This window comes from Rhizobium sp. OAE497, from assembly GCF_040546565.1.
GTDB lineage: Bacteria > Pseudomonadota > Alphaproteobacteria > Rhizobiales > Rhizobiaceae > Rhizobium.
The window spans coordinates 1,095,212-1,118,873 of sequence record NZ_JBEPOA010000001.1; the positions used below are offsets into that span (position 1 = coordinate 1,095,212).

The 23,662-nt window shown below is 64.9% G+C and carries 25 protein-coding genes; 24 read left to right on the top strand and 1 reads right to left on the bottom strand.

Annotated elements, in window-relative coordinates; all coding sequences use genetic code 11:
- The first annotated feature begins 92 nt into the window (after positions 1–92).
- The 3 genes from ABIE40_RS05585 to ABIE40_RS05595 all read left to right on the top strand — a co-directional run bounded on the left by ABIE40_RS05585 (position 93) and on the right by ABIE40_RS05595 (position 1,489).
- On the top strand, positions 93–662 hold the full coding sequence (locus ABIE40_RS05585; RefSeq protein WP_199626829.1) for a head-tail connector protein: 570 nt from the start codon (positions 93–95) through the stop codon (positions 660–662).
- Entirely contained in the window at positions 662–997 is a 336-nt protein-coding gene (locus ABIE40_RS05590; RefSeq protein WP_199626608.1) for a phage head closure protein, read from the top strand. Before ABIE40_RS05585 ends, ABIE40_RS05590 begins: the two co-directional genes overlap by 1 nt.
- A gap of 81 nt (positions 998–1,078) precedes the next feature.
- Positions 1,079–1,489 (top strand): DUF3168 domain-containing protein, encoded by a 411-nt coding sequence (locus ABIE40_RS05595; protein ID WP_199626610.1) that lies wholly within the window; start codon positions 1,079–1,081, stop codon positions 1,487–1,489.
- Here ABIE40_RS05595 and ABIE40_RS05600 read toward each other — a convergent pair.
- A complete protein-coding gene (locus tag ABIE40_RS05600; RefSeq protein ID WP_199626612.1) occupies positions 1,455–2,666 on the bottom strand; it encodes an MFS transporter in 1,212 nt (403 codons plus the stop codon). The two genes, ABIE40_RS05595 and ABIE40_RS05600, sit on opposite strands and share 35 nt — an antisense overlap.
- Positions 2,667–3,036: 370 nt before the next feature.
- Here ABIE40_RS05600 and ABIE40_RS05605 point away from each other — a divergent pair, with 370 nt between their 5' ends.
- From ABIE40_RS05605 to ABIE40_RS05705, 21 genes are all read left to right on the top strand, one after another.
- On the top strand, positions 3,037–3,474 hold the full coding sequence (locus tag ABIE40_RS05605) for a phage major tail protein, TP901-1 family (RefSeq protein ID WP_199626614.1): 438 nt from the start codon (positions 3,037–3,039) through the stop codon (positions 3,472–3,474).
- Positions 3,474–3,851, top strand: coding sequence for a gene transfer agent family protein (locus ABIE40_RS05610; protein ID WP_199626616.1), 378 nt, complete (start codon positions 3,474–3,476; stop codon positions 3,849–3,851). The genes ABIE40_RS05605 and ABIE40_RS05610 overlap by 1 nt, the downstream gene beginning before the upstream one ends.
- On the top strand, positions 3,848–4,048 hold the full coding sequence (locus tag ABIE40_RS05615; protein WP_199626831.1) for a rcc01693 family protein: 201 nt from the start codon (positions 3,848–3,850) through the stop codon (positions 4,046–4,048). Before ABIE40_RS05610 ends, ABIE40_RS05615 begins: the two co-directional genes overlap by 4 nt.
- Before the next feature lie 48 nt (positions 4,049–4,096).
- Positions 4,097–5,104, top strand: a complete 1,008-nt coding sequence (locus tag ABIE40_RS05620; RefSeq protein WP_354540973.1) for a serine hydrolase domain-containing protein — start codon at positions 4,097–4,099, stop codon at positions 5,102–5,104.
- A 28-nt stretch (positions 5,105–5,132) separates the two neighbouring features.
- A complete protein-coding gene (locus ABIE40_RS05625; protein WP_199626618.1) occupies positions 5,133–5,678 on the top strand; it encodes a phage tail tape measure protein in 546 nt (181 codons plus the stop codon).
- 7 nt (positions 5,679–5,685) lie between these two features.
- On the top strand, positions 5,686–6,324 hold the full coding sequence (locus ABIE40_RS05630) for a phage distal tail protein, Rcc01695 family (protein WP_199626620.1): 639 nt from the start codon (positions 5,686–5,688) through the stop codon (positions 6,322–6,324).
- Entirely contained in the window at positions 6,321–7,211 is an 891-nt protein-coding gene (locus ABIE40_RS05635) for a phage/gene transfer agent baseplate hub protein (RefSeq protein WP_199626622.1), read from the top strand. Before ABIE40_RS05630 ends, ABIE40_RS05635 begins: the two co-directional genes overlap by 4 nt.
- Positions 7,208–7,669: an NlpC/P60 family protein gene (locus tag ABIE40_RS05640; protein ID WP_199626623.1), complete on the top strand. Its 462-nt coding sequence runs from the start codon at positions 7,208–7,210 to the stop codon at positions 7,667–7,669. The genes ABIE40_RS05635 and ABIE40_RS05640 overlap by 4 nt, the downstream gene beginning before the upstream one ends.
- Positions 7,670–7,991: 322 nt before the next feature.
- Positions 7,992–11,834 (top strand): baseplate multidomain protein megatron, encoded by a 3,843-nt coding sequence (locus ABIE40_RS05645; RefSeq protein ID WP_199626625.1) that lies wholly within the window; start codon positions 7,992–7,994, stop codon positions 11,832–11,834.
- A 21-nt stretch (positions 11,835–11,855) separates the two neighbouring features.
- Complete coding sequence (locus ABIE40_RS05650) at positions 11,856–12,062, top strand: hypothetical protein (protein WP_025555384.1); 207 nt, start codon at positions 11,856–11,858, stop codon at positions 12,060–12,062.
- Between the two features lie 192 nt (positions 12,063–12,254).
- Positions 12,255–12,503 carry a hypothetical protein gene (locus tag ABIE40_RS05655; protein WP_025555383.1) on the top strand — a complete coding sequence of 83 codons (249 nt, stop codon included), beginning with the start codon at positions 12,255–12,257 and terminating at the stop codon, positions 12,501–12,503.
- A gap of 49 nt (positions 12,504–12,552) precedes the next feature.
- The gene (locus ABIE40_RS05660; RefSeq protein ID WP_025555382.1) at positions 12,553–13,215 is read left to right on the top strand and encodes a response regulator transcription factor; all 663 of its coding nucleotides are present in this window, start codon (positions 12,553–12,555) and stop codon (positions 13,213–13,215) included.
- Positions 13,215–14,618: an ATP-binding protein gene (locus ABIE40_RS05665; RefSeq protein ID WP_025555381.1), complete on the top strand. Its 1,404-nt coding sequence runs from the start codon at positions 13,215–13,217 to the stop codon at positions 14,616–14,618. The genes ABIE40_RS05660 and ABIE40_RS05665 overlap by 1 nt, the downstream gene beginning before the upstream one ends.
- Before the next feature lie 118 nt (positions 14,619–14,736).
- Positions 14,737–15,162: an RT0821/Lpp0805 family surface protein gene (locus ABIE40_RS05670; protein ID WP_025555380.1), complete on the top strand. Its 426-nt coding sequence runs from the start codon at positions 14,737–14,739 to the stop codon at positions 15,160–15,162.
- A gap of 229 nt (positions 15,163–15,391) precedes the next feature.
- Entirely contained in the window at positions 15,392–16,525 is a 1,134-nt protein-coding gene (gene ccmI / locus ABIE40_RS05675) for a c-type cytochrome biogenesis protein CcmI (protein WP_199626631.1), read from the top strand.
- Entirely contained in the window at positions 16,522–16,974 is a 453-nt protein-coding gene (ccmE, locus tag ABIE40_RS05680) for a cytochrome c maturation protein CcmE (protein ID WP_025555378.1), read from the top strand. The genes ccmI and ccmE overlap by 4 nt, the downstream gene beginning before the upstream one ends.
- Positions 16,971–18,968: a heme lyase CcmF/NrfE family subunit gene (locus tag ABIE40_RS05685; protein WP_199626633.1), complete on the top strand. Its 1,998-nt coding sequence runs from the start codon at positions 16,971–16,973 to the stop codon at positions 18,966–18,968. Before ccmE ends, ABIE40_RS05685 begins: the two co-directional genes overlap by 4 nt.
- 173 nt (positions 18,969–19,141) lie before the next feature.
- Entirely contained in the window at positions 19,142–19,615 is a 474-nt protein-coding gene (locus ABIE40_RS05690; RefSeq protein WP_246777501.1) for a cytochrome c-type biogenesis protein, read from the top strand.
- Between the two features lie 179 nt (positions 19,616–19,794).
- Positions 19,795–21,393 (top strand): Do family serine endopeptidase, encoded by a 1,599-nt coding sequence (locus ABIE40_RS05695; RefSeq protein ID WP_130278639.1) that lies wholly within the window; start codon positions 19,795–19,797, stop codon positions 21,391–21,393.
- Positions 21,394–21,496: 103 nt separating this feature from the next.
- Positions 21,497–22,243, top strand: coding sequence for a response regulator transcription factor (locus ABIE40_RS05700; protein ID WP_281438209.1), 747 nt, complete (start codon positions 21,497–21,499; stop codon positions 22,241–22,243).
- Complete coding sequence (locus tag ABIE40_RS05705) at positions 22,240–23,649, top strand: sensor histidine kinase (protein ID WP_112719649.1); 1,410 nt, start codon at positions 22,240–22,242, stop codon at positions 23,647–23,649. Before ABIE40_RS05700 ends, ABIE40_RS05705 begins: the two co-directional genes overlap by 4 nt.
- Positions 23,650–23,662: the final 13 nt, after the last annotated feature.

Sequence of the window (23,662 nt, forward strand, 5' to 3'; positions counted from 1 at the left end):
AAGGTGGCCCGAAGGGTCGGATGAGGGGGCTCCGGGTGATGAGCGCCAACGTGTGTTGGCCACCCCACCCACATACCAAAAAGGAATTTCCGATGACCTATGCATTGATCACTCCGCCCTCGGCGGAGGCGCTGACGCTTGGGGAGGTGAAGGCGCATTTGCGGTTGGATGGGGCGGAGGAGGATGCGTTGCTCGTCTCGCTGATCTCGGTGGCGCGGGAGCATCTGGAGCGGGTGAGCGGGCTTTGCCTGATGACGCAGACCTGGCGGCTCTATCTTGATTCAGTTCCTGAAGACGGGATGATTCAGATTGCCAGGGGGCCGGTGCAAGCGATTGAAAGCGTGACGCTTTACGATGCCGGTGGCGAGGAGGTTTCCTGGCCGGTGGAGGGGCATGTGCTCGATCGTCAGGCACGGCCGGCGCGGTTGCTGTTGAAGCGGGGCGAGGGCGTGGCGCGCGCCATCAACGGGATCGAGATCGACTTTTCGGCGGGGTTCGGCGAGAGCGGGGCCGAGGTGCCGGATGTGCTGAAGCGGGCGATGCTGATGCATGTGGCGCAGATGTTTGCGTTTCGCGGCGCTGTCGCGACGGCCGATCAGCCGGCGGATATTCCTGCGGGTTACGACCGGCTGATTGCACCGTTCCTGATGAGGCGGCTCTGATGCGGGCGGTGGTTCTCGATCCAGGCGCGATGAGTGCGCGGCTGGTGCTGGAGCGGCCGGTCGAGCTGGCGGATGGGCAGGGCGGGGCTGGCGTTTCGTTCGAAGGGGTGGCTTCGCTCTGGGCTCGGATCGAGCCAGTCGGCGAGAGCAGCGAGGAGCGGGCGGGGGCCGATCTGGTGACGCTGACGCACCGGGTATGGGTGCGGTTTCGCACCGACATCAGGAGCGGCATGCGGCTGCGCAAGGGGGAGCGGGTTTTCGTGATCCGCAGCCTGCGCGATCCCGATGAGGGCGGGCGCTATCTGGCCTGCCTCTGCGAGGAGGAGGGTCGATGACGGCGGTTCTGGCGGTGACGCTTGGCGATCTCGCGGCCTTTCTTTCCAGGGTTTCGCAGGAGCGGCGGAAGGAGGCTGCGGATGAGCGCGGCAAATGAGCTTTTGACGGCTGTTCATGCGCGGCTTTCCGGCGATGGAGGGCTTTCGGCGCTGATCGGCGCCGATGGGGTGCGCGACCGGCTGATCGCGGGCAGGAAGATGCCGTGCATCGTCATCGGCGAGATGACGAGCGGGGCCGTGATCCTTGGCGAGGCCGGGGAGGAGCACCTGTTTTCGCTGGAGATCTGTGTCGAGGATGGCGGACGCAGGGTGGCGGGCGAGATCGCGGGGATCGTTGCGGTCCTGCTCGATGGCGTCGCGCTATCGATTGCCGGGCATTATCTCGTGACGCTGCAGCATCGGATAACGCGCTCGCGGCGGGAGGCGAAGACGAAGATGCATGTGGCCGAGATGCGCTTCAGGGCAGTGACGGAACCGGCTCGGCCTGCCTGACCATGGCGGCGAGGCGGAAGATCAGGATGAGGGCGATGGCGGCGAGCACGAGGCAGATGCCGATCGTTAGCCCCGTGCCGCCGCGGTCGAGCGTCGCGGTGAAGACCACGGGTGCGACGGCGTTCGCAAGGTTCTGCGGGGTCGAGAGGCGGGCGGACTGCAGGCCATATTCCTTCGCCGAGAAGAAGGTGAGCGGCAATAGCGCGCGGGCGACCGTCAGCACGCCGGTGCCGAAGCCGTACATCAGGATGAAGGCGACGAGGACGGGTGTGGAGCCCGGCGCCAGTAGCATCAGCAGGAAGCTTGCGGCCATCAGGGCGATGCCGGTGATCGATGTCAGGATCGGGTTGCCGCGCTTGCCGAGCAGCATGTCGAGCCCGCGGGCGGAAATCGCGATGATGCCGCGCGCCGAGCCGAGCTGCAGCGCGAGCGCCGGAGAGGCGCCGGCCTGATGGAAGACTTCGATCAGCGACGGCGACAGGCCGAAGCTGATGAAGGTGCAGAGCGTCGTCGAGATGGCGAGCAGCAGGAAGGCCTTGCGGCGTTGCTCTTCGGTGAGATGGATCGGTGGGGTTTCGGCGGCGGCGCCCTGCGTGTGTTCGGCGGCTGGTTTCGGCAGCCCGAAGAGATGCAGTGGCAGGCAGATGAGAATATGGAGCGCGGCCGAAATGACGAAGGTGATGCGCCAGCCGTAGGCATGCGTCAGCTCCGTCAGGATCGGCCAGAAGATCGTCGCCGACAGGCCGGTGAACAGCATGAGGATGGCGATGATGCGCTTGCCGTTCAGCCCCTCGCGCTCGACGACCGCGGTATAGGCGGGCGCCGAAAGTCCGAGCGCGCCGGCAAGGCCGATGACGGTCCAGGCGGCGGCATAGAGAACGATGCCGTTTGCTGAAGCGAGCAGCAGGAGGCCGACGGCAAAGCAGATCGATGAGGCGGCGAGCACGCGGGCGGCACCATAGCGCGCCAGCCAGCGGCCGGTCGCCGGACCGGCAAGCGCGCTGACGACCATCATCAGGGTGAGCCCGGCAAAGGCGATCTCGTTGGCGATATCAAGATCGGGCGCGATGACGCGGCCCATGACGCCGAGCATGTCGAAGGTCGTGCCCCAGCCGATCAGCTGGGTGACGGCGAGGACGGCGATCGTCTGCGCCGAGCGGAGCGGGAGTTTGGGCATGGGTGCTGGAAGTGTTTTGGGTGCTGGAAATGGTGGTGGCTTAGCAGGTTTGGTGGGGTGGGGGAAGGTGGGGTGCTTGGGTTGCTTCCTATCGGGAAGGTATCGCCCGTAGCCCCCTCATCCGGCCCTATCGGGCCACCTTCTCCCCGCTGGGGAGAAGGGGGCTCGCGGTAGGCTCCGGTCTTCCCTTCTCCCCTCGGGGGAGAAGGTGCCCGAAGGGCGGATGAGGGGGCTCCGGGTGGGATGCCCCGCCACCACTTGTAGACAAGGAGTCCCTTCGCCGCGCCGACGCGCGGCGGCTGGATTCCTGTGACGGGCACAGGAATGAGGGTGGATTGAGTGGCGGTCGGGGTTTCAGGAGGGCAAAAACATGGTGGCGCAGAAGGGTAAGGATCTGCTGTTGAAGGTCCATAACGGGGCGGCGTTTGAGACGGTGGCGGGGCTCAGGTCGAAGCGGCTGGCCTTCAATGCCGAGACGGTGGATATCACCGATGCGGAGAGCGCCGGGCGCTGGCGGGAGTTGCTGGGTGGCGCGGGCGTGCAGCGGGCTTCGGTCTCGGGGGCGGGCATCTTCAAGGATGCGGCGTCGGACGGGCTGGTGCGGGCGGCGTTCTTCAATGGGGCGATCCTCGGCTGGCAGATTGCGGTGCCGGATTTCGGCACGGTGAGCGGCCCCTTCCAGGTGACGGCGCTCGAATATTCCGGCGCCCATGACGGCGAGGTGACGTTCGAGCTGGCGCTGGAATCGGCTGGCGCGCTTAGCTTCGATGAACTCAGCTTCGATGAACTCAGCTTCGGGGCGCTCTGATGGGCGGCGCGGGGGCAAGGGCGAACCGCAGGCGCGGCGAGATCGAGGCCGTCGTCGATGGCGAAAGGCGCATTCTCTGCCTGACGCTCGGGGCGCTGGCCGAGCTCGAGACCGCATTTGCCGCCGATGACCTGACCGATCTTGCCGGGCGCTTTTCAGCCGGGCGGCTGAAGGCGGGCGACATGATCCGCATCATCGGCGCCGGCCTGCGCGGCGGCGGCAATCTCTATTCGGATCAGGACGTTGCAGAAGCGAGCGTCGAGGGCGGCATTGCCGGTTTTGCCGGTATCGTCGGCGACCTGCTGGTGGCGACATTCGCGGACCCTTCAGGGGCGGAAAAGACCTCCCTCCGCCCCCTGGAGCCGCAGCAGGCATAGGGGCCGGGCGCCCCGGCCCGTTCCCATGGGCCGGCGCACTGCATACCGGCCTCTGCCTGCTGCGGCTTCCTCCCGAGACATTCTGGGCGATGACGCCGGTGGAGCTGCATGCCGCCGCCGGCGGGCTGGCGCCGCGCGCGCCGGTTCTGTCGCGCGCCGGGCTGAGCGAGATGATGGCGCGGTTTCCGGATGGGTGAGGCGGCCGATCCCCGTGCTATGCTCGTGGCATCGGATTCGGAGCGGCGATGGCGCAGTCGGACAGCATGTTTGCGAAGGGAATGGTCGTGTTTCCGTTCGGCGACTGGGACGAGCGGTCGGCTTTGCTATTCGGCTGGTCCGAGGAGCGGCTGGCGACGCTTTCCGCCGAACTGGAAAAGGGCGAGAGCAGCGCCTTCATGATCGTCCAGGGCGGACGGATGATCTATCGCTGGGGCGATATTGCCTTGAAGTCGAGCATCGCTTCGGTGCGCAAGAGCCTGGTCAACGTGCTCTACGGCATGCTGATCGCCGAGGGGCGGATCGATCCGCTGCAGACGTTGGCCGATTTCAACATCGATGACATGACGCCGCTGACGGCAGGCGAGCGCAGCGCGACGGTGATGGATCTGCTGCGGGCGCGCTCCGGCGTCTATCTGCCGTCGGTCTACGATACGGCGAACGGCAGGCCTGAGAGGGGCAGCCATCCGCCGGGGGCGCACTGGTTCTACAACAACTGGGATTTCAACGTTCTCGGCACGATCGTCGAGCGGGCGACCGGCGAGAGCGTGCTGGATGCGCTGGCATCGCGTGTGGCGCGACCGCTCAGGATGCAGGACTGCGTTGCCGGCGACGGCTGGTTTCAGCATGGGCCGGAATCCATGCATCCGGTCTACAAGATCCAGCTCTCGGCGCGCGATCTGGCGCGGGTCGGGCTTCTCTATCTCAGGCATGGACGCTGGGGCGCAACGCAGCTGGTGCCGCAGAGCTGGGTGCGCGACAGCGTGCGCCCGCACTCGGCGGTTGGTAACGGGTGGGCCTATGGGCTGCTGTGGTGGATCACGCAGGCGAATGCGCCGGATGACGCCATGGCCGTGCATGTGCCGATGTTCTACGCCAGCGGCTGGGGCGGCCAATATCTGATCGTGCTGCCGGATCTCGATCTCGTCGTCGTCCACCGGTCGGCGACGGCGCTCAGGGTCGGTCCGGGCGTCAGCCATGTGAGGATGGGAGAGATCCTGCGGCTGGCGCTTTCGGCGATGCCGGACAAGGGCTGATATCAGCCCGCATATTCAGGAGACATCGATGGAAGACGTTGACACCGGGCTCGCCGAGATGGCGGGGCAGGCTGATGAACTGCGCCGGGCGCTTGAGGATCTGGAGGGGCGGTCTCGCTCCTTCGGCTCTGCGCTGAGCGGCGCACTGAGGAGTGCCGTCAGCGGCGGCAGGGGGCTGGACGACGTGTTGCGCTCGCTGGGCAACCGGCTCGCCGATATCGCGCTTTCGGCGGGGATGAAGCCGCTCGAGGGGCTGATCGGAGGGGCGATGTCGGGGATCACGGGCGGGATCGGCAAGGTTCTGCCCTTTGCCGATGGCGGCGTGGTGTCGGCGCCGAGCTATTTTCCCATGGGTGGCAATATCGGGCTGATGGGCGAGGCGGGCAGCGAGGCGATCCTGCCGCTGCGGCGCGGGCCGGATGGGGCGCTGGGCGTTGCGGCTTCGGGCTCCGGGGGCGGGCAGCAGATCGTTTTCAATGTGACGGCGACGGATGTGCAGAGCTTTCAGAAGAGCGAGGCGCAGATTTCGGCATTGCTGGCGCGCACGGCGATGCGCGGCCAGCGCAACCTGTGAGGCTGAGATGGCCGGTTTCCACGAGGTGCGGTTTCCGCTGCGGCTGTCGCTGTCGACGAGCGGCGGGCCGGTGCGGCGGACCGATATCGTCAATCTTTCCAACGGGCGCGAGAGCCGCAACAGCCGCTGGCGCAATGCCAGGCGCGCTTACGATGCGGGCTCGGGCATCCGCTCTATCGGCGATCTCTACGAAGTGCTGGAATTCTTCGAGGCACGCGGCGGCGAGCTTTACGGCTTCCGTTTTCGTGATCCGCTCGATTGCCGCTCCGGGCGGCCGGATCAGCCGGTGACGGCGCTGGATCAGGCGCTCGGGATCGGCGACGGAGCGAAGGCGGATTTCCAGCTGGCGAAAACTTATGGCGATGCGGGCGGCAGTAGCCTGCGCGTCATCGCCAAGCCGGTGGCCGGGACGGTGGTGGTTGCAGTCGATGGTGTGGTGAAAGCAGCTGGGACTTTTTCCTGCGATGTGGCTACCGGCGTTGTCAGTTTTGCGTCCGGGCATGTGCCGGCTGCGGGGGCGAGTGTGACGGCGGGTTTTGAGTTCGATGTTCCCGTGCGCTTCGCGACCGGGTGGATCGACGTCAACCTGACGGCCTTCAATGCCGGGCGCATTCCGGCCATTCCGCTGATGGAGATCCTGCCATGAGAGAGATCGATCCCGGGTTGAAGGCGCATCTGAAAGGCGATGCGACGACGACGTGCCATGCCTGGCGGGTGACCCGCCGCGACGGGGTGGTGCTGGGTTTCACCGAGCATGATGGCGATCTCGTCTTTGCCGGGACGGATTTTCTGGCGGCGAGCGGTTTTTCCGCGAGCGGCACGGAGGAGGGCGCTGGTCTGCCGGCGGCGACCAGCGAGGTGATGGGCGGCTTGTCGAGCGAGGCGATCCGCGAGGCCGATCTGCAGCGCGGGCTCTATGATGGGGCGCGGGTCGAGGTGTTTCTGGTCAACTGGGCGGCACCCGAGCAGCATCTGCTGTTGAAGGTACAGGAGATCGGCGAGGTGACGCGCAGCGAGGGCGAATTTCGCGCCGAGCTGCGCAGCTTCGCCCACCGGCTGAACCAGCCGCAGGGGCGCCTCTATGGCCGCCGCTGCGATGCGGCGTTGGGGGATGCGCGATGCGGCGTCGATCGGGGGCAGGGCGCATTCCGGCGGCAGGGGATCGTGGCCGAGGTGATCGATGCGACGCGGATTGTGGTGTCGGGACTGGCGCCTTTTGCCGACGGGCTGTTTCGCTATGGCAGCCTTGAATTTCTCGGCGGGCCAACTGCTGGAGACCGGCTGGATATCGAGGCGCATTCTTCAGCCGGTGCGGATGTCGAGGTGACGCTGTGGCTTCCGTTGGCTCGGGCGCCCGACGTGGGCGATGCCGTGCGGATGACAGCCGGTTGCGACAAGGCCTTTGCCACCTGCCGGACGAAATTCTCCAACCAGCAGAATTTCCGCGGCTTTCCGCATATGCCGGGCGCCGACTTTGCCTACACCTATGCGGATGGCGAGAGCATCCATGACGGAGGCGCGCTGTTCAGATGACTGCTATCCACGAAAGGGCGTTCGCCGCGGCCGAGGGCTGGATCGGCACGCCTTACCGGCACCAGGCTTCGGCCAGGGGGATCGGCTGCGATTGCTTGGGGCTGATCCGCGGCATCTGGCGGGAGCTCTACGGCATCGAGCCGGAAATGCCGCCGCCCTATGCGCGGGACTGGGCCGAACGCAGTGGGCAGGATCGCTTGCTCGAGGCGGCGCTGCGGCACTTCGGGGAGCCAATGTCCGCCGAGGCGATGCTGCCGGGTGATCTCATGCTGTTTCGCTGGCGGCCGGATGTGGCGGCCAAGCATGCGGGCATCTTTGCCGGAGAGAAAAGTTTCATCCATGCCTATGAGCAGGCTGCGGTGATCCGCTCGGCTTTGGTGCCAAGCTGGCGGCGGCGGGTGACGGCGGTATTCCGGTTCCCTGAGGTTGTGGCGATGCTTGAAAATCGGGGCATCTGAGGATATGTTTCGGGAGTGGTGAGCGGAGTTACAGCTCCGCCCACCGTTTGCTTATGTTACGAATTGGACCCGGATGGCTATAGACCAGCCCGTCCGGGTCTTCCTCGCACTAAGCGTGATACTGAGTGGCAAGAACCACATCGCATCACCTCCTTGATCGAGAGCAAGGCCCTTGCCGAGGCTGGAGAGGCCTATCCTCCCCAGTGCGCTGGCTGGTCTCGGCGCTTCTGCTTCTGCTCACGACTGCAGCAATCTAACACAATCATTGCGGGAAAAAGCAAGTGCCGTGTGAACGGCGCTGGTGGCTCGCTGCGAGGTTTTCATGGCCACTCTACTTTTGCAGGCGGCGGGTGCTGCGCTGGGCAGCGTTTTCGGGCCGGTCGGCGCGATTATCGGCCGGGCGGCGGGCGCGTTGGCGGGCAATGCGCTCGACCGGGCGCTGATCGGCGGCGGGCAGACGGTGCGCGGATCGCGGCTTTCGACGGCACGCATTCTGGGTGCCGAAGAGGGCACGTCGATCAACCGTGTCTATGGCGCGGTGCGGATCGGCGGGACGATGATCTGGGCGACGCGCTTCGAGGAGGAGATGACCAGCGAGCGCACCGGCGGCAAGTCGTCTTCGGGGCCGACGGTCGAGAGCTTCCGCTATTTCGCGAATTTTGCCGTCGGGCTCTGCGAGGGGCCGATCGCCTGTGTCAGGCGCGTCTGGGCCGATGGCAAGGAGCTCGATCTGACGAAGATCGAGATGCGGGTTTACAGGGGCGATGCCGGTCAGCTGCCCGATCCGCTGATCGAGGCGAAGCAGGGGGTGGGCATGGCGCCGGCCTATCGCGGGCTTGCCTATGCCGTCTTCGAGCGGCTGCCACTCGACAACTACGGCAATCGCATTCCGCTGCTGCAGTTCGAGGTGGTGCGGGCCGTCGGCGCGCTGGAAGAGCAGGTGCGGGCGGTCTGCATCATTCCCGGTGCGACCGAGCATGGCTACCGGACGGTGGCGGTGTCGGAGAAGACCGGGGCTGGGAGCGCCCGGGTGATTAACCGCAACAGCCTGCAGGGGCTGACGGATTGGGACGTCTCGATCGACGAGCTGATGGCAGTCTGCCCGAAGCTGGAGCGTGTGGCGCTTGTCGTCTCCTGGTTTGGCACCGACCTCAGGGCCGGCAATTGCCGGATCGTTCCGGGTGTCGAGGTTAGCGCGAGGAATGGCGAAAGCAGCCCGTGGTCTGTCTCCGGTGCATCGCGCAACGAGGCGTATCTCGTCAGTCGCCGCGACGGCGGGCCGGCCTATGGCGGTACGCCGGATGATGCGAGCGTCGTTTCGGCGATTGCCGATCTGAAGGCGAGGGGGCTGGAGGTCTATCTCTATCCTTTCGTGATGATGGATATTGCCGGCGGCAATGCGCTGCCCGATCCCTATGGTGGGACGGGGCAGGCGGCTTATCCCTGGCGCGGGCGGGTAACGTGTCATCCGGCGATCGGAAAGCCGGGATCGGTGGACCGGACGGCGGCGGCGCGGGCGCAGATCCAGGCTTTTCGCGGGGCGGCGCAGGCGGGGCATTTCAGCATTTCCGGCCAGCGGGTGAGCTACAATGGCAGCGAGGAGAGCTACCGGCGCTTCATCCTGCATTATGCGCAGCTGGCGAAGGCGGCAAGTGGCGTCTCGGGTTTCATCATCGGCTCGGAAATGCGCGGGCTGACGCAGGTGCGCGATGAGGCGGGCGCTTTTCCGTTTGTCACGGCGCTGACGGCTCTGGCGGCGGATGTGAAAGCGTTGCTGCCGCAGGCGAAGCTGACCTATGCGGCAGACTGGAGCGAGTATTTCGGCTACCGGCCGGACGACGGCAGCGGCGACGTCTATTTCAATCTCGATCCGCTCTGGGCATCGAGCGCCATCGATGCCGTGGGGATCGACAATTACATGCCGCTCTCCGACTGGCGGGATGCTGATCTGGCGGAGGCAAACCCCGAGGGTATGCGGACGGCGGATGATCGCGACGGGCTGATCGCCGGTATCACCGCTGGTGAGGGCTTCGACTGGTACTATGCCGACGATGCGGCGCGGTCGAGCCGGACGCGGGCGCCCATCAGCGACGGGCTTGCGGGCAAGCATTGGGTCTATCGCTATAAGGACATCGGGGGCTGGTGGGCGAACCGGCATTGCGAGCGGATCGGTGGCGTCGAGAAGGCTGATGCGACGGCCTGGCAGGCGCGGATGAAGCCGGTGTGGTTTACCGAGCTCGGCTGCGCGGCGATCGACAAGGGCGGCAACCAGCCGAATGTGTTTGCCGATCCGAAATCGGCCGAAAGCGCGGTTCCCTACTTCTCCAACCGCATGCGCTCCGACACGATGCAGCGGCGGTTTCTGGAGGCCCATCATCTCTGGTGGCAGAGTGATGAGGTGCCTGTAGGCATGGTCGATCCCGGCCGCATCTTCGTCTGGTCGTGGGATGCGCGGCCCTATCCGGCCTTTCCGCTGGATGGCGGCGTCTGGAGCGATGGCGGGAACTGGCGAACGGGCCACTGGCTGAATGGCAGGCTGGGGGCGGGGACGCTGGCGGATGTGATTGCGGCGGTGCTTCGCGATCACGGCTTCGAGGATTTCGACGTTTCGGAAGTGTCCGGCGACCTGACGGGCTATGTTCAGGGCGACATCACAACGGCGCGGGGGCTGATCGAGCCGCTGCTGGAGGCTTTCCAGATCGATGCGGTGGAAGATGGCGGCGTGCTGCGGTTCCGCTCGCGCGGCCGGGCGAGCTTGCCGGCGACGGAGGTTGCGGTGCTGGCCGATATCGAGGACCGGCCGCTGTGGCAGGAGACGCGCGGGCACGACAGCGACCATGCGGCCGAGGCCGTCATCACCTTCTACAATCCCGATCTCGGTTACGAACAGGCGGGTGTGCGATCGCACCGGGCGCAATCGGCGACGAGCCGGGTGCTGAAGAGCGATCTTTCGGCGGTGCTGGCCGAGGAGACGGCGCTGAATGCAGCCGAAGCGCTGCTGCGTGACAACCGGATCAGCAGGCGCTCGGTGCGCTTTTCGCTGGCGCCGGGTGAGCTCGGTTTCCAGCCGGGGGATGTCGTGACCTTCGCGGATGGGCCAGAGGGGCGCTTCCTGATCGGCTCGATCGAGGACGGTGCGGTGAGGCAGGTCGAGGCGCGCGAGTTCGCGCCGTCGGCGGGTGCGGCGCCCCCAAGCGAGACTGGCGGCAAGAACGGTGCCGGCGATCCCTCAAGCCTGTTTGCACCGCTGGTGGAACTGATGGATCTGCCGCGCTTTGCGGCGGGCGAGGCGGCGAATTTTGCGCGGGCGGCGGTTTTTGCAAAGCCCTGGCGGATGATCGGGCTGTCCTCCTCGGTGAGCGAGGAGGGGTATCGCGCACGGGCACTGGTCGAGCGGCCGGCGCGGATCGGGACGCTTGCAGGGCCGCTGACGGCGGGTGTGCGGGGGCGGTTCGACTGGTCGCAGGTGCTGGAGATCGATCTGCCGTTCGGCGCGCTGTCCTCGGCGGCGGCTGTGTCGGTGCTGAATGGTGAAAACCTGATCGCGGTGGCTGCTGACAACGGCGGCTGGGAGGTGATCGGGTTCCGGCAGGCGGAGGAGATCGGCGCCGGGCGTTGGCGGCTTGGCGGATTGCTGCGGGCGCTGGCGGGAACCGACGATGCGATGGCGGCGGGTGCCGTTTCAGGGGCGTCCGTGGTGATGCTCGACCATGCCGTGGTGCCGCTTGGCCTTACGGCCGATGAGATGGGGCTGCGGCTCAATTGGATCGCCGAGGCGGCCGGTGTGAGCGGCAAGGCCGGTCCCTTCTCCTTCGAGGGCGGGATGCGGGCGGAGACGCCGCTTTCGCCGGTTCATCTGAGGGCAGCGCGGGGCGAGGCGGGGGCGGTCGAGTTTTCGTGGATCCGGCGCGGCCGGGTTGATGCCGACAACTGGATCGCGGCGGATATTCCGCTCGACGAACCGTTCGAGCGCTACCGGATCGAGGTGATGGCTGATGGCGTGGTGCGGCGGCAGGTGGAGGTCGGCGTGCCGCGATGGACCTATCCGCTCACGGACGAGCTTGCTGACTTCGGCGGCGTGCAGAGCGCGCTGACGATGCGGGTCAGGCAGATGGGGCAGCGGATGCCGCTCGGCATTCCGGCGGTCGCAACGATGACGATGTGATTTTCAACGAAAGGAATGGTCATGGGTGATTTGAAGGACTGGTATCATTCGAAGACGATCTGGGGTGCGCTGATTGCGATCGGCGCTTCCGTTCTGCACGCGGCGGGCATCGATATCGACGCCGGCGACCAGAGTCAGATCGTCGATTCTCTCGTCAATATCGCCGGCGCCATCGGCGGGCTTCTGGCCGTCTATGGACGGCTGACGGCGAGCACGGCGATCCGCTGATCGAGCATTTCGAGAGGGCGGCGGCAGCGATATCAAGAGCTTCCGCCGCCTCGTCTTTTGGCTGTGAATATCGTTGCGGCAATACAGTCGAGAATTGTTCTAAACCACCGTCATTACAGTGCATTCATTTGCCATTCAGGTCACGTGAGTACATAGTCGGGCCAGGTTGGAATTACGTTGGAAGCATTGCACATGGCCTCTCCTCTGAGCGTCGTAGCCTTGGCCGCAGGGCTGGCTGTATCGGCGCCCTCACCGGACGACTCGCGCACGCTTGTGGTGCGCGTCGCTGGCGATTGCAGCGCCGCCGCGCAGCAGGTCGTCGAGCAGACGGGCGGCCAGCTTCTTTCCGTGCAGCCTTCGGGCGATTCATGCATCATCACCGTGCTCGTTCAGGGCAATGGCCAACGCCCCCGCAAGGTAACCGTCAAGGTTCCGATGTAGGCGGAATCGGCCTATAAAGCACTGACTGAAACAAGGTGAAAGCGGACCGATGCGCATTCTGGTAGTCGAAGACGACGTCAATCTGAACCGTCAGCTGAGCGATACGCTGAAGGAAGCCGGCTATGTCGTCGATCAGGCCTTCGACGGCGAGGAAGGACACTTCCTCGGCGATACCGAACCCTATGACGCGATCATCCTCGACATCGGCCTCCCTGAGATGGACGGCGTGACCGTGCTCGAAAAGTGGCGCGGGGCGGGTCGCGGCATGCCGGTTCTGATCCTGACGGCACGCGACCGCTGGAGCGACAAGGTAGCGGGCATCGATGCCGGCGCCGACGACTATGTGACCAAGCCTTTCCATGTCGAAGAAGTGCTCGCCCGCATCCGCGCGCTGATCCGCCGCGCTGCCGGTCATTCATCCTCCGAGATCGTCTGCGGTCCTGTCAGGCTCGATACCAAGACCTCCAAGGCTGTCGTCAACGGCGTGGCGCTGAAGCTCACCTCGCACGAATACCGGCTGCTTTCCTATCTCATGCACCACATGGGCGAGGTTGTCTCGCGCTCGGAGCTTGTCGAGCATATGTACGACCAGGATTTCGACCGTGACTCCAACACGATCGAAGTCTTCGTCGGGCGCCTGCGCAAGAAGATGGGCGTCGATCTGATCGAAACGGTGCGCGGTCTCGGATACCGCATTCAAGCGCCGGCCTGATGCGAATAAAATCGCTCACCGCACGCGTTCTGCTGCTGACGACCGTATGGTCGACGGTGGCGCTTGTGGTGATCGGCCTGCTGATCTCGACGCTTTATCGCCGCAGCGCCGAGCGCGGCTTTCAGGATCTGCTGCGCGCCCAGCTCTATAACGTCATCAATTCCGTCACCATCGGCGACCAGGGCGCGCTGGCCGGCAGCCCGCAGCTCGGCGACCTGCGTTTCGCGCAGCCGCGCACCGGCTGGTACTGGGTGGTGGAGCCGCTCGGGACCTATACGACGGCGCCGCTGGTTTCGCCCTCGCTGGGCTCGGCGACCATTCCCGTTCCCTCCGTTCTCGAAGCGCCCTTCGACAAGAATTACGAACGCTACTACCAGGTGACGGATGCCAGCGGGAACCGGGTGCAGGTGGCCGAGACCGAGGTGGTGCTCGATACCGACGGCCGCGCCGCGCGCGTTCGCGTCACCGGCAATGTCGAGGTCGTCGAATCCGACGTCAGCAACTTCTCCCACAGTCTCTACCTGGCGCTCGCCGGCTTCGGCGTCGGCAGTCTGATCGTCAATGCGCTCGCCATTCTCTTCGGCCTGAAACCGCTCGACAAGGCGCGTGCGGCGCTGGAGCGTATCCGCGCCGGCGAGAGCGAGCAGCTGAAGGGCGATTTCCCGCGCGAGATCCTGCCGCTGGCCAATGAGGTCAATGCGCTGATCGACAGCAACCGCCGCATCGTCGAGCGCGCCCGCATGCAGGTCGGCAATCTGGCGCATTCGCTGAAGACGCCGATCGCCGTGCTCTTGAACGAGGCGCGGGTGCTGGAGCGCTCGCATGGCGAGCTCGTCAAGAACCAGGCGGAAGCGATGCAGGGGCAGGTGCAATCCTATCTCAACCGCGCCCGCATTGCCGCGCAGCGCGAATCCGTGCTTGCCCGCACCGATGCGGAACCGGCGCTGGAACGGCTGGTGCGCGTCATGCGCCGCCTGAACGTCGACAAGGAATTCGAGCTTTCCGTCACGCAGCCGCATCTGGCCGTTGCCATGGAGCAGCAGGACCTCGAGGAGACGGTCGGCAACCTTCTGGAGAATGCGGCGCGCTTTGCCGTTCACAAGGTCAAGGTCAGCGCATCGGAAGCCGCCGAGGACGTGAAGGGTGCCGAGACCAGCGGCCGCCGGCACTGGGTCGAGCTCATCGTCGAGGACGACGGGCCGGGGCTGGAGCCCGATCAGATCAAGGAAGCGCTGAAGCGCGGCAAGCGTCTCGACGAAAGCAAGCCCGGAACCGGGCTCGGTCTTTCGATCGTCACCGAGATCGCGAATGAATATCAGGGCCGCCTGGAGCTTTCCCGCGGTGCTGCCGGCGGGCTCAAAGCAAAGCTAATTTTGCCCGGTCTCACAAAGGATGTTGCGTGACCAATTGCTTGATGTCACAAAGACATAGGCAGTTGCATAGCATGCTTTGCCTTAAAGCCGACAAGTGCCTGTGCGCATCTGCCGGCATTGATTTGTTTCTTTCTGCTGGTTCGACCGAATGATATCACGCGCGAATGCCATGATCGTTTCCTCGCTTTTCGTTGCCGTTGCCCTGAGCGGCTGCACGACGACGAAGAGCGCCAGCTCGACCGGCGTTTTCTCCCGCAAGCCTTCGGCCTCGGCACAGTTCATCACCGCGCTTCAGGGCGGGATCGTCGGCCGTACCGGCATCGAACTCAGCGATAGCGACAAGCAGCGCGCGCTCGAAGCCGAATACCGGGCGCTGGAAGGGGCCGCCGTCGGCCAGCCGGTCGTCTGGAGCGGACGCAATGTCAGCGGCAAGGTCATCGCAGCAGCACCCTATCAGGTCGGCTCGCAGAACTGCCGCCAGTACACGCATACGCTGACCGTCGACGGCAAGGAGACCGTGGCGCGCGGTTCGGCCTGCCGCAACGATGATGGCAGCTGGTCTCCGCTCGGCTAGGACATTCGGCCCATGCTGGCCTGCAAATGGCGCCTTACCACGCTTCCGGTGCTCACGTACCTTTAGTACGCTGCGCTGCGGGTCGTGGAAAATCACCATTTTCGGCTCAGCCTGCACTGAATGCCGTGTGTCGTAAGCCGTAGCGAATATTGCGGCGAAACGCCTCAAATCTTCGTCATTCCGGCTTTGCCAGTTGGAATGGCCGCGCGCTTCAAGTATTGGGGCCGTTATGCTTTTCTGGATTCTTGTTGCTGCAATGACGGCGGCTGTGGCCGCGCTGCTGCTTTACCCGCTCCTGCGCGGCGGAAAGACGCTCGACGACACGCGCGCAGGCGAGGCGGCGGTCTATCGCGACCAGCTGCGCGAACTCGACCGCGACCTCTCGGGCGGCCTGATCACCTCCGATGAAGCCGACTATGCGCGCGCCGAGATCGGCCGCCGGTTGATCGCCGTTTCGGCGACGGGCCCTGCCGCCGAGCCGAAGGCGGCGAGCCATCACCGCTTCAGCGAAGCCTTCATCCTGCTGCTGCTGCCGGCCATCGGGCTCTGTCTTTACGTTGCGATGGGTCGGCCCGGCCTGCCATCGCAACCGCTCCAGGCACGGCTCGAAAATCCCGGCAACGACATGGCGATCCTCGTCTCCAAGGCGGAGCGCCATCTGGCGCTCAACCCGGATGACGGCAAGGGCTGGGACGTGCTGGCGCCGATCTATTTCAATGCGATGCGCATCGCCGATGCCGAGAAAGCCTATCGCAACGCGATCCGCCTGCTTGGACCGAGCGCGATCCGCCTCGACGGCCTGGCGGAGTCGCTGATGGCCGGTTCCAACGGCATGGTGACGCCGGAGGTGCGCCAGACGCTGGAACAGTCGCTGTCGATCGAGCCCGACAATCCGCGCGCCAAATTCTACGTGGCGCTGAGCCTGGAACAGGGCGGACAGACCGAGCAGGCCAAGGCCGCCTTCGAGGCGATCGCCAAGGAATCGCCTGCCGATGCGCCGTGGCTGCCGCTGGTCAACGATCATATCGCCAAGAATGGCGGCGCCCCGGTTGCCTCCAGCAAGGCGCCGGGCGGACCGACACAGGAGGATGTGGCCGCTGCCCAGAACATGAGCCCGGCGGACCAGCAGCAGATGATCCGCGGCATGGTGGATAGCCTAGACGCCAAGCTGAAGGCCGATCCCAACAATTTCGAGGGCTGGGTGCGGCTCGTCCGCTCTTATGCCGTATTGAACGACAAGGATCGTGCGGCCGACGCGCTGAAACGCGGGCTCGCCGTGTTCCCGGCTGACGGCGATCAAGGCAAGCAGCTGCTCGCACTGGGGCGCGAGCTGGGTATTGCGACCGAGGGGGTAACGGAATGACGCGCAAGCAGAAGCGCCTGGCGGTAATCGGCGGCGGCATGGGCTTTATCATTGCCGCGGTGCTGCTCGTGATGTTCGCCTTCAGCCAGTCCGTCGCTTATTTCTACATGCCGGCAGACCTTGCGAAGACGCCGGTGGCGCCGGAGACGCGCATCCGTCTGGGCGGTCTCGTCGGCGAGGGCAGCGTCGTGCGCGGTGTCGGCTCGACCGTCGAATTCGCCGTGACCGACGGCGGTGGCCAGCCGGTGAAGGTGAAATATACCGGCATTCTTCCCGATCTCTTCCGCGAGGGGCAGGGTGTGGTGACCGAAGGCAAGTTCGAGGCATCGAGCCACGAATTCATTGCCGATACCGTGCTTGCCAAGCATGATGAGAAATACATGCCGAAGGAAGTGGCCGACCGGCTGAAATCCCAGGGGCTGTGGAAGGAAGGCGAGGGCGCGCAATGATCATCGAGATCGGCCATTACGCACTCGTGCTGGCGCTGGCGACGGCGATCATTCTCTCGGTCGTCCCCGTCATCGGCGCGCGCCGCCGCGACCAGGCGATGATGGACGTCGCGCCGCTCGGCTCGATCGTGCTCTTCGGCCTCGTCGCCTTCTCCTTCGGTGTCCTGACCTATGCGCATGTCGTCTCCGACTTCTCGGTCGAGAATGTCTGGGAGAACTCGCACTCGCTGGTGCCGCTGATCTACAAATATTCCGGCGTCTGGGGCAATCACGAGGGATCGATGATGCTCTGGCTGCTGATCCTGGCGCTGTTCAGCGCCATGGTGGCGCTGTTCGGACGCAATCTGCCGGATACGCTGCGGGCCAATGTGCTGGCGGTGCAGGCATGGGTCTCGGTTGCCTTCATCCTCTTCATCCTGCTGACCTCCAACCCCTTCGTCCGTCTCGATCCGGCGCCGGCCGAGGGGCGTGACCTGAACCCGGTATTGCAGGATATCGGCCTCGCTATCCATCCGCCGCTTCTCTATCTCGGCTATGTCGGCTTCTCCGTCTGCTTCTCCTTCGCCGTCGCGGCGCTGATGGAAGGCCGGATCGATGCGGCCTGGGCGCGCTGGGTGCGCCCGTGGGCGCTGGCCGCCTGGACCTTCCTGACGCTCGGCATCGCCATGGGCTCCTACTGGGCCTATTACGAGCTCGGCTGGGGCGGCTGGTGGTTCTGGGATCCGGTCGAGAACGCCTCCTTCATGCCCTGGCTCGCGGGCACCGCGCTGCTGCATTCGGCTCTCGTCATGGAAAAGCGCGAGGCGCTGAAGATCTGGACGGTGCTCCTGGCGATCCTGACCTTCTCGCTGTCGCTGATGGGCACCTTCCTGGTGCGCTCCGGCGTGCTGACCTCGGTCCATGCCTTTGCGAGCGACCCGAGCCGCGGCGTCTTCATCCTCTGCATCCTGATGATCTTCATCGGTGGGGCGCTGTCGCTCTTTGCCTTCCGCGCGCCGCTGCTTTCGGCAGGCGGTCTCTTTGCGCCGATTTCGCGCGAGGGCGCGCTGGTGCTGAACAACCTGATCCTGACGGTTGCCTGCGGCACAGTTCTGACGGGTACGCTCTATCCGCTGCTGCTTGAAACGCTGACCGGCGACAAGATCTCCGTCGGCCCGCCCTTCTTCAACATGACCTTCGGGCTGCTGATGATCCCGCTGCTGCTGGTCGTGCCTTTCGGGCCGCTGCTCGCCTGGAAGCGCGGCGATCTGCTCGGCGTGCTGCAGCGGCTTTATGTCGTCGCGGGTCTCGCTTTCGTTGCGGCCCTCGTCTTCTTCTATATCGAGCATGGCGGGCCGGTTCTTTCGGTTCTCGGCCTCGCTGCCGGTCTCTTCCTCGTCTTCGGGGCTGCGGCTGATCTCTGGTATCGCGCCGGAATCGGCAAGGTGGCGGCGAATGTCGCCTGGCGGAGATTGACCGGCCTGCCGCGCTCCGCCTTCGGTACCGCGCTTGCGCATGCTGGTCTCGGCATCACCGTTCTCGGCATCGTCGCGGTCTCGACCTTTGCGACGGAGCATGTGTTGGAGATGAAGCCGGGCCAGACCACGGATGCCGGCGGCTACTCGCTGCATTTCGACGGCATGCAGCCGGCGACCGGCCCCAACTACAAGGAAGATCGCGGTCATTTCAGCATTCGCCGCGGCGGTCTCGAAGTCGCCGATGTCTGGTCTGCCAAGCGCGTCTATGTCGCCCAGCAGATGCCGACGACGGAAGCGGGTATCCTGACCTTTGGGTTGAGCCAGCTCTATGTCTCGCTTGGTGACCCCACCAATGACGGCGGCATCGTCGTGCGCATCTGGTGGAAGCCGTTCATTCTCTGCATCTGGGGCGGGGCGTTGATCATGTCGATTGGTGGCTTCGTGTCGTTGAGCGACCGGCGCCTGAGGGTTGGTGCGCCGCGGCGCAAGGCCAAGGCGGCGAAGCCATCGGCTCCGGCCATGGAGCCTGCGGAATGAGACGCTCGTGGTTTCTCCCTTCTCCCCAGCGGGGAGAAGATGCCCGAAGGGCAGATGAGGGGGATGAGCAGCGCGGCTGCGAGGCCTTCGAGCATCAGCGAGAAGCAACCGGCGGCACGCGTGGCCCCCTCATCCGTCCTGACGGACACCTTATCCCCGAGGGGAGAAGGGGATTGTGGCGCTCGCTGCGGCTCTTCCTCGTACTTGCCGCGTTCCTCTCACCACTCCCCGCCTTCGCCGTAAACCCCGACGAAGTGCTCCCCGACCCCGCGATGGAAAGCCGGGCGCGGACGTTGTCGGCGGAGTTGCGGTGCATGGTGTGCCAGAACCAGTCGATCGACGATTCCAATGCGGATCTCGCCAAGGATCTGCGTCTGCTGGTGCGCGAGCGCATCAAGGATGGCGACAGTGACGAGCAGGTGTTGAACTACATCGTTTCCCGGTACGGCGAATTCGTGCTGTTGAAGCCGCGGTTCAGTATCCGCACGGTGATGCTCTGGGGCGCGCCCATCGTGCTGATCCTGGCAGGCGGCATTTCGCTCATCGTCTTCGCACGCCGCCGGACCGGCAAACCGACCGGCAGCCGTCTTACGGCAGACGAACAGGCCAAGCTCGACGAGTTGATGCGGACTGACCGCCAGGCCTGAGTCCTGCGGAAATCCGGCCCGTTGCGTGCGTTGCAGCCGAAAGCTGTAGCGCTCTCAACATTACAAATTTTTCATTGCCCAGACAGTTCGCAGTAAGGTCTCGCATCCTATATCTTCCTTCATCAGCCGATCCCGACCGGGGGCCGGACCGACTAAATGAAGAAGAGAAGGTGCCTATAATGTTCAAGACTCCCTCCCTTGCCACTGCGCTCAAGGCTTCGACCGTCGCAGGTCTCGCAGCCGCCGTGCTTGCCACTGGCGTGCCGCTTGAGATCACCCGTTCCTATGCCGAAGCCGTCAATGTTCAGGCGCCGCAGGTTCCGAGCTTTGCCAATGTCGTCGACGCCGTTTCGCCGGCCGTCGTTTCCGTCCGCGTCGAATCCCGCATCAAGCCGGCTTCCGACGACGGCAACGGTTTCTCCTTCGATTTCAACGGCCGTGGTTTTGACGACCTGCCGGACGATCACCCGCTGAAGCGCTTCTTCAAGCAGTTCGGCGAGCAGGGTCCGAACGGCGGTGACGGCCAGGATGGCCAGCAGCGTCCGCCGCGCCACTTCGGCGATCGCGGTCCGGGTGGCCCCGGCGGTCCTGGCGGCCCCGGCCGTCTGCGTCCCGTTGCCCAGGGCTCCGGCTTCTTCATCTCCGAAGACGGCTATATCGTCACCAACAACCACGTCGTTTCCGACGGTTCGGCTTTCGTTGCTGTCATGAACGACGGCACCGAGCTTGACGCCAAGCTGATCGGCAAGGACCCGCGCACCGACCTCGCCGTGCTGAAGGTCGACGGCAAGGGCAAGAAGTTCACCTACGTCAACTGGGCCGACGACAACAATGTCCGCGTCGGCGACTGGGTTGTCGCAGTCGGCAATCCGTTTGGCCTCGGCGGCACGGTGACCGCGGGTATCGTCTCCGCCCGCGGCCGCGACATCGGCTCCGGCCCGTATGATGACTACCTGCAGGTGGATGCCGCCGTGAACCGCGGCAACTCCGGTGGCCCGACCTTCAACCTCAACGGCCAGGTCGTCGGCATCAACACCGCGATCTTCTCGCCGTCGGGCGGCAGCGTCGGCATCGCATTCGCAATTCCCGCCTCGACCGCCAAGGACGTCGTTGCCGACCTGATGAAGGACGGTACGGTTTCGCGCGGTTACCTCGGCGTGCAGATCCAGCCGGTGACCAAGGACATCGCCGACTCTCTCGGCCTTTCCGAAGCCAACGGCGCGCTCGTCGTTTCCGCTCAGGACGGCACGCCCGGCCAGAAGGCCGGCATGAAGGCGGGAGACGTCGTCACCGCCGTCAATGGCGAGCCGGTCAAAGATGCCCGCGATCTCAGCCGCCGCATTGGCGCGATGCAGCCCGGCAAGAAGGTCGAAGTGTCGATCTGGCGCGATGGCAAGGCGCAGTCCCTCAACGTCGAGCTCGGCACGCTGCCGGCAGACCAGAAGGACGCTTCCAACGACGACAGCGACCAGCAGCAGGAGCCGCAGGCACCGGCTTCCGAGAAGGCGCTTGCCGATCTCGGTCTGACGGTTGGCCCGGCCGATGACGGCAAGGGCCTGGCGATCACCGGTATCGACCCGAATTCCGACGCTGCCGACAAGGGCATCAAGGAAGGCGAGACGATCACCTCGGTCAACAACCAGCAGGTTTCCAGCGCTGACGATGTCGTCAAGGTTCTGAACCAGGCGAAGAAGGACGGCCGCACCCGGGCGCTCTTCCAGATCCAGTCGAAGGACGGCAGCCGTTTCGTCGCCCTTCCGATCAACAGCCAAGGCTGATCCCCCACAGCCTTGACCGGCGCATCCCCATGATGCGCCAGAGAAGGGGAGCCGCGCTTCCAGCCCAGCGCGGCTCCCTTCCGTTCCATCCACAGGTGCCGCGATGACCCAAGCGCAACAGGAAGACGTATTGAGCCTTGCCGAAACAAAACCGGCAGGTAATGTCAGCCGCATGAAGATTCTCATCATCGAGGATGACCTCGAAGCTGCGGTATACCTGACGAAAGCCTTTCGCGAGGCCGGGATCGTCGTCGATCACGCAAGTGATGGCGAGAGCGGTCTCTTCATGGGCTCGGAAAATACCTACGACGTCATCGTCATCGACCGCATGCTGCCGCGCCGCGACGGCCTTTCCGTCATCAGCGAGCTGCGCCGCAAGGGCGTTCATACACCCGTTCTCATTCTTTCGGCTCTCGGCCAGGTCGATGACCGCGTGACCGGCCTGCGCGCCGGCGGCGACGACTATCTGCCGAAACCATATGCCTTCAGCGAACTGCTCGCCCGCGTCGAGGTTCTCGGTCGCCGCAAGGGCACGCCGGAACAGGACGTCGTCTATCGCGTCGGCGACCTCGAACTCGACCGGCTCTCCCACGAAGTGCGCCGCGGCGGCAAGGAAATCCCGCTGCAGCCGCGCGAATTCCGTCTTCTCGAGTACTTGATGAAGAATGCAGGTCAGGTCGTGACCCGCACCATGCTTCTCGAGAATGTCTGGGATTACCATTTCGATCCACAGACCAACGTCATCGACGTGCATGTCTCGCGCCTGCGCTCGAAGATCGAGAAGGATTTCAGCCAGCCGCTGCTGAAGACGATCCGCGGGGCGGGTTACATGATCAAGGATGAGGGATGAACCGTTTCTGGTTTCTCTTCCGATCTACCGCAGTCCGCCTTTCGGCCCTTTACATCCTGCTCTTCGCCATCTGCGCCGCGACGCTCGTTATCTATGTGACGGCGATGTCGCAGCGCCTGCTGACGGGGCAGATCCGCGAGGCCGTGCAGCAGGAAGTCGATCAGGTCAAACGCGCTTATGACACCGGCGGCATCAACGCGCTCTTGCGCTCAATGGAGCGCCGCTCCCGCCAGCCGGGCGCCAATCTCTACATCATCGCCGGCCCTTCTGGCGACATCCTGGCGGGTAACGTAGCCTCGGTGCAGCCCGGTGTCTTCGAGGAGACGGGCTGGACCTCGGTTCCCTTCTTCTACCAGCGCTATGCCGAAAGCGGTCTCGACCGCCGGCATATGGCGATCGCCAATATCTTTGTGCTCGACAATGGCTTGCGCATTCTGGTCGGGCGCGACCTCGGCGAACCCGAGCGCTTCCGCGTGCTGGTTCGCCAGGCGCTCATGGTGGCGCTGGCGATTATGGGCTTGGGCGCACTGATCATCTGGTTCGGTATCGGCCGCAACGCACTGAAACGCATCGACCGCATGTCGGCGGCGAGCAAGAAGATTATGGCCGGCGACCTCTCGCAGCGCCTGCCGGTCGGCGGCTCCGGCGACGAATTCGACCGCCTTTCGGTGTCGCTGAACACCATGCTGGAGCGTATCGAGAAGCTCAACGAAGGACTGCGGCAGGTTTCCGACAATATCGCCCACGACCTGAAGACCCCGCTGACGCGGCTGCGCAACAAGGCGGCCGACGCGGTGGATACCGATGACGGCGAGCAGCGCCGCGTGGCGCTCGAAGGGATCATTTCGGAATCCGACCAGCTGATCCGGACGTTCAACGCGCTGCTGATGATCTCGCGTGTCGAGGCAGGATCGGTGGCTGCCGAGATGTCGACGGTGGAGATTTCGGCGATCGTTGCCGACAGCGCCGAGCTCTACGAGCCGGTGGCCGACGATGCCGGGCTGACGCTGACCTCGGATATCGAGCCTGGAATTTCGGTGCAGGGTAACCGCGAGCTCATCGGCCAGGCGCTGTTCAACCTGATCGACAATGCCATCAAATATTCCGTCGATTGCGACGGCCACGGCCAGATCGCCATCAAGCTGGCGCGTCGGCAGGACGCCATTTGCCTCTCGGTCGCCGATAGCGGCGCCGGTGTGCCAGCCGACAAGCGCGAGGCGGTGATCAAGCGTTTCGTGCGGCTGGACGAGAGCCGGTCGAAGCCGGGGACCGGGCTTGGCCTGTCGCTGGTCGAGGCCGTCATGGAACTGCATGGCGGTACGCTCGAGCTTTCCGACACCTATCCCGACAAGGAAGAAGGGCGTGGCCTGACGGTGACCATGCATTTTCCGGTCAAGCCCGCCTGAGTTTCGAGCACTG

Coding starts and splice junctions, on each gene's coding strand:
- ABIE40_RS05590 (WP_199626608.1), top strand. CDS start 662: ATGCGGGCGGTGGTTCTCGATCCAGGCGCGATGAGTGCGCGGCTGGTG.
- ABIE40_RS05600 (WP_199626612.1), bottom strand. CDS start 2,666: ATGCCCAAACTCCCGCTCCGCTCGGCGCAGACGATCGCCGTCCTCGCC.
- ABIE40_RS05655 (WP_025555383.1), top strand. CDS start 12,255: ATGGCCTCTCCTCTGAGCGTCGTAGCCTTGGCCGCAGGGCTGGCTGTA.
- ABIE40_RS05640 (WP_199626623.1), top strand. CDS start 7,208: ATGACTGCTATCCACGAAAGGGCGTTCGCCGCGGCCGAGGGCTGGATC.
- ABIE40_RS05630 (WP_199626620.1), top strand. CDS start 5,686: ATGGCCGGTTTCCACGAGGTGCGGTTTCCGCTGCGGCTGTCGCTGTCG.
- ccmI (WP_199626631.1), top strand. CDS start 15,392: ATGCTTTTCTGGATTCTTGTTGCTGCAATGACGGCGGCTGTGGCCGCG.
- ABIE40_RS05585 (WP_199626829.1), top strand. CDS start 93: ATGACCTATGCATTGATCACTCCGCCCTCGGCGGAGGCGCTGACGCTT.
- ABIE40_RS05595 (WP_199626610.1), top strand. CDS start 1,079: ATGAGCGCGGCAAATGAGCTTTTGACGGCTGTTCATGCGCGGCTTTCC.
- ABIE40_RS05695 (WP_130278639.1), top strand. CDS start 19,795: ATGTTCAAGACTCCCTCCCTTGCCACTGCGCTCAAGGCTTCGACCGTC.
- ABIE40_RS05620 (WP_354540973.1), top strand. CDS start 4,097: ATGGCGCAGTCGGACAGCATGTTTGCGAAGGGAATGGTCGTGTTTCCG.
- ABIE40_RS05635 (WP_199626622.1), top strand. CDS start 6,321: ATGAGAGAGATCGATCCCGGGTTGAAGGCGCATCTGAAAGGCGATGCG.
- ABIE40_RS05700 (WP_281438209.1), top strand. CDS start 21,497: ATGACCCAAGCGCAACAGGAAGACGTATTGAGCCTTGCCGAAACAAAA.
- ABIE40_RS05650 (WP_025555384.1), top strand. CDS start 11,856: ATGGGTGATTTGAAGGACTGGTATCATTCGAAGACGATCTGGGGTGCG.
- ABIE40_RS05625 (WP_199626618.1), top strand. CDS start 5,133: ATGGAAGACGTTGACACCGGGCTCGCCGAGATGGCGGGGCAGGCTGAT.
- ABIE40_RS05665 (WP_025555381.1), top strand. CDS start 13,215: ATGCGAATAAAATCGCTCACCGCACGCGTTCTGCTGCTGACGACCGTA.
- ABIE40_RS05610 (WP_199626616.1), top strand. CDS start 3,474: ATGGGCGGCGCGGGGGCAAGGGCGAACCGCAGGCGCGGCGAGATCGAG.
- ABIE40_RS05645 (WP_199626625.1), top strand. CDS start 7,992: ATGGCCACTCTACTTTTGCAGGCGGCGGGTGCTGCGCTGGGCAGCGTT.
- ABIE40_RS05660 (WP_025555382.1), top strand. CDS start 12,553: ATGCGCATTCTGGTAGTCGAAGACGACGTCAATCTGAACCGTCAGCTG.
- ABIE40_RS05705 (WP_112719649.1), top strand. CDS start 22,240: ATGAACCGTTTCTGGTTTCTCTTCCGATCTACCGCAGTCCGCCTTTCG.
- ABIE40_RS05670 (WP_025555380.1), top strand. CDS start 14,737: ATGATATCACGCGCGAATGCCATGATCGTTTCCTCGCTTTTCGTTGCC.
- ABIE40_RS05605 (WP_199626614.1), top strand. CDS start 3,037: ATGGTGGCGCAGAAGGGTAAGGATCTGCTGTTGAAGGTCCATAACGGG.
- ABIE40_RS05685 (WP_199626633.1), top strand. CDS start 16,971: ATGATCATCGAGATCGGCCATTACGCACTCGTGCTGGCGCTGGCGACG.
- ccmE (WP_025555378.1), top strand. CDS start 16,522: ATGACGCGCAAGCAGAAGCGCCTGGCGGTAATCGGCGGCGGCATGGGC.